This window comes from Cytophaga aurantiaca DSM 3654 (assembly GCF_000379725.1).
Lineage (GTDB): Bacteria > Bacteroidota > Bacteroidia > Cytophagales > Cytophagaceae > Cytophaga > Cytophaga aurantiaca.
The window spans coordinates 1-8,906 of the sequence record NZ_KB903649.1 but is presented as its reverse complement, the minus strand read 5'-3'; the positions used below and the strand labels follow the sequence as shown (position 1 = coordinate 8,906).

Sequence of the window (8,906 nt, the reverse complement as noted above, 5' to 3'; positions counted from 1 at the left end):
CGTTTAACATCGTCAGTTACCTGAACCAGTACATATAAATTTGTTGCATCCCATGCAGCTTTCCAGTTGCCCGAAAGATCTGCCGTGGAACTAACCGTACCGCTTACTGTTTTACTTACTGATGTAGAAGTAAAGTTACTCCACAGGCCTTCAACTGTACCATCGATAACTGGTGCTGAGCCTGTCTGATAGATCGGCTTAGCTACCTGGATGTTTACTGCTGTGCTCGTTGTTGTTGCATTTGCTGCGCTTGTTGCTACTGCGGTGATTACATAATTACCTGTTGCAGCTCCTGTGATGGTATACGTATAAGGTGAACTTGCATCGCTGCCCAATAACGTTGTACCATTATAAAAATCTACTTTCGAAATACTTCCTGTTGTGATCGTTGCTGTTGCGTTGATCGTGACATTATCTCCTTCTGTGTAAACTGTATTGTTCGTCGGAGCGGTAATGCTTACAACGGGGACTGGATTATTAATAACTGTAGAAGCCTGCGCAATATTTGCTCCAATTCTAAAAAAATCAAAGTCAGCATATCCACCAGCGGAATTGCTGGCATACGAAAATAAACCATAACGATAACCAATAAATTGTGGAATGGTATATGACATTTGTAAGGTGCTGCCAATAGATGTCCAGGTAGTTCCATTTAAACTATAATAGAAATAGGCTTTATCCGTCTGATTTCTATAGTCCATATCAATTCGTAGATATACGGTAGTTTGATTTAAAGGAACAGTTGCAACTTGAGTAGGTGTACCTGTAACATCATTTCCATTTACCATCACAATGGATTTCGATGTGCCAGTCATTTTTACTCCAACATATCCATACTGTTTTTGTAAAGCAATCAAACCTGCATAATCTCCATCTTTCATTCCGGAAACATCTAAGGAAGTATAGCCGGAACATTGAGGGCCAAATGTTCGCTGGGTCAATGTGTTTGTAGTCATTAGAACATTCGGGTCTGTACGCTCATTTGTTAATCGCATATAGCCACTTTTTTGTGCTAACGACCAATAGTTATTCTGTGGATTGTGATTCCATTGCCAAGCCAGGCTTAGAGGAGTTGCTTGTGAAAATTCATCAGAAGCAACAATGTTATGCATTCCTCCTGTTCCCAAAGGAATATCAAGTGTTGTAGGAACAGCGCTTAAAACCGGCCAAGCATTTGACCATGTCATCGGCACAAGATAAGGTACCCTTCCTCTTGCTCCTCCATCTTTGAATAAATACGCATACCATTTTCCAGCTGGAGTACTTATAAAAGACCCTTGTGCGACACCTTGATCTTTCAAAATAACTTTCCCTTCATACGTGCCTGTAAGACTTGCGCTACGATGCACAAGCTGAGTACGCATCCCACCACTTGGCCAGCAAATATTATTAATATAATAATACCCATTATACTTCACTACTTGAGAACCTTCCGCATTCAAACCTATAGGTCCCGCAATAGCTCCTGCATTTGTAATCAATGTTTTATTCGTACCTCCGGATTTAATTGCTGAGGCATCTGCGGTTAATTCAATAATCTTAATGTCTCCCTGTCCATAAATAAGATACACACGACCATCATCATCAAAAAACAAATTGCAATCATGATAGGCTGCATTCAGAACAGATACAGTCCAGGTACCGCCTTCTATATTGGCAGTTTTATAAATGTATGTCTTACCGGTACTACTGGAAAAAGTAGAAACATAATACATATTATTTGCATACCGAATACTACTTGCCCAGGAACCATGTCCGTATTCCTGTTTGCCGTTATTAAGATTTAATCCATCCGTACTGGCTAAGGTTGAATAACAATAATTGACCATTTCCCAATTCACCAAATCCGTTGACTTCATGATAGGTACACCAGGATTCATGTGCATCGTTGTACTACTCATATAGTAGTTATTCCCTACTCTAACTATAGCTATATCCGGAACATCTGCATTGATGATTGGATTTGTAGCCATTGTTTGAGCATTAGAAATAATAACGTTACATGAAAGAAATAGTATTACAAGTAATAGTTGATAGACTCTGCTTATGGAAAGATTATAACGTAAGCTCGTTTTATGTACAATTACATTCAATATTTTTTCCATCATATTCTTCATTATTTCTAACTTATTTTTTATTTCACCACGGTAACTTTCTTTCTCAAGATTGAATTACCATTGTTGATGATAAATACATAGGTGCCTGCACTCAGGTTGCTCACATCTACCATCGCTCCGCTTCCTGTCAGTGTTGATTCCAATTGAACTTCTCGGCCCAACACATCTACAATCGTGAAGCTTGCATTTGACAAATCAACATCCGTTTCAATGTAAACATCTCCTCGGGATGGATTCGGGTATACTACTGCATCCAATGTATTTGATGACTGAACACCTGTTGTGATGGCTTCTGCTGTAATTGTTACCGGTGCTGAGGTTGTAACGCCTCCGTTGCTGTCTGTTACACGAACCGTAATGACATGAGTTCCTTGACCCGGATTACTCCAGTCAAAACTGTATGGTGCTGTTGTGCTTGTTCCGATCACCATGTTGCCATCCAGGAATTCAACCGCTACAATCGTACCATCCGGATCTGTTACATCTGCCGCGATTGTAATTGTGCCCTGCACCGTTGTATTTGCTACAGGTGATGTGATTGTAATAACCGATGGCTGATTGGTATTGATGTTCACATTCGTGCCTGATGATGTAGCGCTGCAGTTGTTCGCATTCGTTACCTCAACTGTATACACTCCTGCATCCGTTGCTGTATAAGTCTGAGCTGTTCCTACCTGAACTGTTCCTTTGAACCATTTGTAGGTAAAGCCAGAACCTGTATTTGCTGTCAACACTACACTGCCTCCTTGAGGAATAGAAGTTGAGCCATTAGCTGTGATCGTTGCTGTAGGTGCTGCATTCACCGTTACCGTTGTTGCTGTAGAAGTTGCTTTACAGTTTCCTGCATTTGTTACTTCAACTGTATAACTTCCGGCTGTTGTTGCTGTGTAAGCTGCTGCTGTTGCTCCTGTGATTGCTGCTGTTCCGTTCATCCATTTGTAAGATGAACCTGAACTTGCTGTCAGTACTACAGAACCACCTTGACAAAACGTTGTTGCTGTAGTTGTGGTAATCGCTGCTGTTGGTGCTGCATTTACCGTTACTGTTGTTGCTGTAGAAGTTGCTTTGCAATTGCTCGCATTCGTTACTTCTACTGTATAAGAACCTGCCGTTGTTGCGGTATAGCTTTGTGCTGTTGCTCCTGTGATTGCTGTTGTTCCGTTCATCCATTTGTAAGATGAACCTGCGCTTGCTGTCAGTACTACAGAACCACCTTGACAGAATGTTGTTGCTGTAGTTGTGGTAATTGCGGCTGTCGGTGCTGCATTTACGGTTACTGTTGTTGTCGCTGAAGTTGCTTTGCAATTGCTCGCATTCGTTACTTCTACTGTATAACTACCAGCCGTTGTTGCTGTATAGCTTTGTGCTGTTGCTCCTGTGATTGCTGCTGTTCCGTTCATCCATTTGTAAGAAGAACCTGTCGATGCTGTTAATACTACAGAACCACCTGCACAGAATGTTGTTGCGGTAGTTGTTGTAATTACGGCTGTTGGTGCTGCATTTACTGTTACCGTTGTTGCTGCTGAAGTTGCTTTGCAACCACTCGCATTCGTTACTTCAACTGTATAAGAACCTGCTGTTGTTGCTGTATAGCTTTGTGCTGTTGATCCTGTGATTGCTGCTGTTCCATTCATCCATTTGTAAGAAGAACCTGCGCTTGCTGTCAGTACTACAGAACCTCCTGTACAGAATGTTGTTGCTGTCGTTGTGGTAATCGCTGCTGTTGGTGCTGCATTTACTGTTACCGTAAATATGGAAGTTGCTTTACACGTATTTCCATCTGTATACGTAGCTGTATAAACTCCGCCCTGTGCTGTTGTTACTGAAGCAAGTGTGATCTCTCTTGTTGTTGCACTGTAGCCATTCGGACCTATCCAGCTCCAGCCTGTTGTTACTGTTGGCTGTGGACCTAGTACAATCGTGCTACCAGCACATACTGTTCCTGTTGATACCTGATTCCACGTTCCTCCGTCTATCTGCGCATACTGCGTTATCGTCGGTAATGCATTAACCGTTACTGTTGTTGCTGTGGATGTTGCTGAACAACCACCTGAGTTTGTTATTGTAACGGTGTATGTTCCTGCTGTTGTTGCTGTATATGTTTGAGCCGTCGCTCCTGTGATGGTCGTTGTGCCGTTCTTCCATACATAACTGTATCCTGTTCCTGTAGGTGCATTCAATACTACACTTCCACCTGCGCAGAATGCCGTTGCAGTTGTTGTTGTAATTGCTGCTGTAGGTGCTGTGCAGTTTAATCCTTTTAAGATAACCGTACCCATTAAACTTGGATTGCTCCATGTATCGTCTGTTGTTGCTGCCCATGCCAGCTTACCATCACGTGCTGCTCCATCATCATCGTCGCTGATCATAACTTCAAAGCCTTCAATTGCATTTACTGAAGCGGTACCTCCCATTGTACTCCATGGGATACTTACTTCNACGATATAGCCTGTTGTTGTATTGGTAATGCCTTTGGTAATTCCTGTTACCGAATGTCCGTTGATCTCATAGGCTGCTGTTGCATCGTTCCATCTAAACGTGTACTGCTGATCGTTCGTGCCATAGGTCGTTGCTTTGGAATTACCCATATCGATATATACTTCAACACCATCGTCNTTATANACATCTGTTCCTGCATCGTTGCGTTTAACATCGTCAGTTACCTGAACCAGTACATATAAATTTGTTGCATCCCATGCAGCTTTCCAGTTGCCCGAAAGATCTGCCGTGGAACTAACTGTACCGCTTACTGTTTTGCTTATTGCAACCGATGTAAAGTTACTCCACAAGCCTTCAACTGTACCATCGATAACTGGGGCGGAGCCTGTCTGATAGATTGGTTTTGCTACCTGGATGTTTACTGATGTACTTGTCGTTGTTGCATTTGCTGCGCTTGTTGCTACTGCGGTGATTACATAATTACCTGATGCAGCTGCACTGATGGTATACGTATAAGGTGAACTTGCATCGCTGCCTAATAACGTAGTTCCATTATAAAAATCTACTTTTGAAATGCTTCCTGCGGTGATTGTTGCTGTTGCGTTGATCGTTACATTGTCTCCTTCTGTGTAAACTGTATTGTTCGTCGGAGCGGTAATGGAAACGACCGGACTTGGGGTCGTAATCACTGGAGCAGTACCGACAAATGAAGTCGTGCTTTGAGCATCAAGCGTAATTTGAAAAGAACCAGTGCTGGAATTTATATTCGTTTCTTTCGCTAAACTTTTACTGCCGGATGTTACATATTTTTCCCAGGTAGTAACTTTTGTTCCGGGAACAGATATCGTAATTGTTTGTGAAGAGGTGCTTCTATTAATGGCAACGACCACTACATCATCTCCTTTTTTGTATGCAGAAATATATACTCCTGAAGTAGGATTTTTTGTTGCGTCTACCCGTTTGTATCCCGGACGGACAAACTTAGCATATTGTGCCATGCAATACCCCCGCTTACTGATTGTTCCATTTTCATTCATTGGGCCGTACTGTCTGCGTATATACCACCAGGTATACACACTCATTTGGCCTTCTACCATACATCTGTAAATTTCGTAAGATACATCGTTTGCAGATGGCCATAGATCTGAAGAATTGGCATCGCTATTTGTATAGTGCTCGGTCATCCAACGTTCTTTTGTAGGTGCTTTTGAATCTGCTAATGGATAGTTATAAACGGATACAGGAGAATTTGCATCACTACCATATAAATGGCAACCTATAATATCAATATTTGCTAAAGCTGTCGGATCATTTAATACTTTATCATAATAAGATTTATTATATGAAAACGATTCTGCCGTTATTACTTTAATGCCATTCACTCTTAAGGTTCCGGCAATATTTTTAGTGAAGTTATATACTTCATCAATGCTGTACCATGTCCAGTCAAATCCCCAATCCGGTTCATTGGCAAACGACATCGCATACAAATTCACCCCATTGTTTTTCATGTAATTATTGAAATCAATAAGGTGTTGTGCATACGCACTATAACTATCGTATTTAAGTCTTTTTTCCTGTCTGTTGTTTCGGGTAACTGTTTCACACATACTTGCAGGAGGATTCCATGGAGTTGCAAATATCGTAGCACCTAATTGCTGCGCACGTAATGCAGTCGCCAATGCTTTATTCCACTGCGTTTTATCATCATTAACAAAAATCCGAAGTACCGTTAAGCCCATTTCGCCGGCACCATTTCCAAATGCAGTAGTACGTTGCGCAGCTGTCATATCTCCTGCCCATTCAGGGTGATTGATACCTCCAAATCCACGAATGTATTGTTTTTCGGATGTTAAATTAACTGTAGAAGTTTGTGCCCATAACAAGCACGTGCTTAAATAAAATAAAATAGTAACTAATTTTTTCATAGGTATAACTATTTGAAGACGGTTTTAATCGATTGTAAAAACAGATATTAATCCATCAAAATGTAGTAGGCTACGGAATACGTATTAAAAAGTCACCAGTAAATATGGGAATGTTTATAAAAAAATATTCAATATGAATTAGATAGTAAATTCCATTCATCATAAATCAAAAAAGGGGCTAAGAAATCCTCTTGCCCCTTTTTTCGATTAACTGGAATTAAACTAAAAATTGGAATTATCTGATTACGGTGATTTTTTTACGCATCACTGAATTATCTTTTTTGATGATCAGTATATAGGTACCATCTGATAGGTTACTCACATCCACTTGTGCTCCCAAACCATTTGTAGTTTGTGATACTTGATGTTCGTTACCCATCACATCTACAAGTATACAACTTGCACCAGACAAGTCTGTATCTGAATCTATAAATACAATTCCATTCGATGGATTCGGATATATGTTTGCATTCAATGTGTTTGATGACTGAACACCTGTTGTGATCGCTTCTGCTGTAATTGTTACCGGTGCTGAGGTTGTAACGCCTCCGTTGCTGTCTGTTACACGAACCGTGATTGTATGAGTCCCTTGACCCGGATTGCTCCAGTCAAAACTGTATGGTGCTGTTGTGCTTGTTCCGATCACCATGTTGCCATCCAGGAATTCAACCGCTACAATCGTACCATCCGGATCTGTTACATCTGCCGCGATTGTAATTGTGCCCTGCACCGTTGTATTTGCTACAGGCGATGTGATTGTAATCACAGATGGCTGATTGGTATTGATGTTCACATTAGTGCCTGATGATGTAGCGCTGCAGTTGTTCGCATTCGTTACCTCAACAGTATACACTCCTGCATCCGTTGCTGTATAAGTCTGAGCTGTTCCTACCTGAGTAGATCCTTTATACCATTTGTAGGAACTTCCTGAACTAGCTGTCAACACTACACTGCCTCCTTGTGGAATAGCTGTCGGACCGTTTGCTGTGATTGTTGCTGTTGGTGCTGCATTCACGGTTACCGTTGTCGCTGTAGAAGTTGCTTTGCAATTACCAGCATTGGTTACTTCTACTGTATATGAACCTGCTGCTGTTGCTGTGTAGGTTGCATTCGTTCCAACTTGTGTTGTTCCGTTCATCCATTTGTATGATGAACCTGAACTTGCTGTTAGCACTACAGATCCACCTGCACAGAATGTTGTTGCTGTAGTTGTGGTGATCGCGGCTGTCGGTGCTGCATTTACCGTTACCGTTGTTGCTGCTGATGTTGCTTTGCAATTACCAGCATTTGTTACTTCAACCGTATATGAACCTGCTGCTGTTGCTGTGTAGGTTGCATTCGTTCCAACCTGTGTTGTTCCATTTTTCCAAACGTAAGATGAACCTAAACTTGCTGTTAGTACTACAGAACCACCTGCACAGAATGTTGTTGCTGTAGTTGTTGTAATCGCTGCTGTTGGTGCTGCATTTACTGTTACCGTTGTCGCTGCCGATGTTGCTTTGCAATTGCTCGCATTTGTTACTTCAACTGTATAACTTCCGGCTGTCGTTGCTGTATACGTTGCTGCTGTTGCTCCTGTGATTGCTGTTGTTCCGTTCATCCATTTGTAAGATGTACCAGAAATTGCTGTCAGCACTACAGAACCTCCTTGACAAAACGTTGTTGCTGTCGTTGTTGTGATCGCTGCTGTTGGTGCTGCATTCACTGTTACCGTTGTCGCTGCTGAAGTTGCTTTGCAATTGGTACTGTTGGTTACTTCAACCATATAACTTCCTGCTGTTGTTGCTGTATAGCTTTGTGCTGTTGCTCCTGTGATTGCTGTTGTTCCGTTCATCCATTTGTAAGAAGAGCCTGAACTTGCTGTCAGTACTACAGAACCACCTGCACAGAATGTTGTTGCGGTAGTTGTTGTGATCGCTGCTGTTGGTGCTGCATTTACTGTTACTGTAAATGCAGAAGTTGCTTTACACGTATTTCCATCTGTATAGGTAGCGGTATAAACTCCGCCCTGGGTTGTTGTTACTGAAGCAAGTGTAATCTCTCTGGTTGTTGCACTGTAGCCATTCGGACCTGTCCAGCTCCAGCCTGTTGTTACTGTTGGTTGTGGACCCAGTACAATCGTGCTACCAGCACATACTGTTCCTGTTGATACCTGATTCCACGCTCCGCCGTCTATCTGCGCATACTGCGTTATCGTCGGTAATGCATTAACCGTTACTGTTGTTGCTGTGGATGTTGCCGAACAGCCACCTGAGTTGGTTATTGTAACGGTGTATGTTCCTGCTGCTGTTGCTGTATATGTTTGAGCCGTTGCTCCTGTGATGGTTGTTGTGCCGTTCTTCCAAACATAACTGTATCCTGTTCCTGTAGGTGCATTCAATACTACACTTCCACCTGCGCAGAATGCCGTTGCAGTTGTTGT

Annotated in this window: 3 protein-coding genes; all 3 read right to left on the bottom strand. The window is 42.0% G+C overall.

What is annotated here, in order from left to right; genetic code table 11:
* On the bottom strand, positions 1 to 2,105 hold a 2,105-nt coding region (locus tag A3EE_RS20615; protein WP_425386830.1), incomplete at its 3' end, for a beta-xylosidase family glycoside hydrolase.
* Between the two features lie 29 nt (positions 2,106 to 2,134).
* Positions 2,135 to 6,484 (bottom strand): sugar-binding protein, encoded by a 4,350-nt coding sequence (locus A3EE_RS20610; protein ID WP_018343886.1) that lies wholly within the window; start codon positions 6,482 to 6,484, stop codon positions 2,135 to 2,137.
* A gap of 235 nt (positions 6,485 to 6,719) precedes the next feature.
* Positions 6,720 to 8,906: Ig-like domain-containing protein (locus A3EE_RS0113000; RefSeq protein ID WP_018343885.1), on the bottom strand; the 2,187-nt coding region annotated here is incomplete at its 5' end.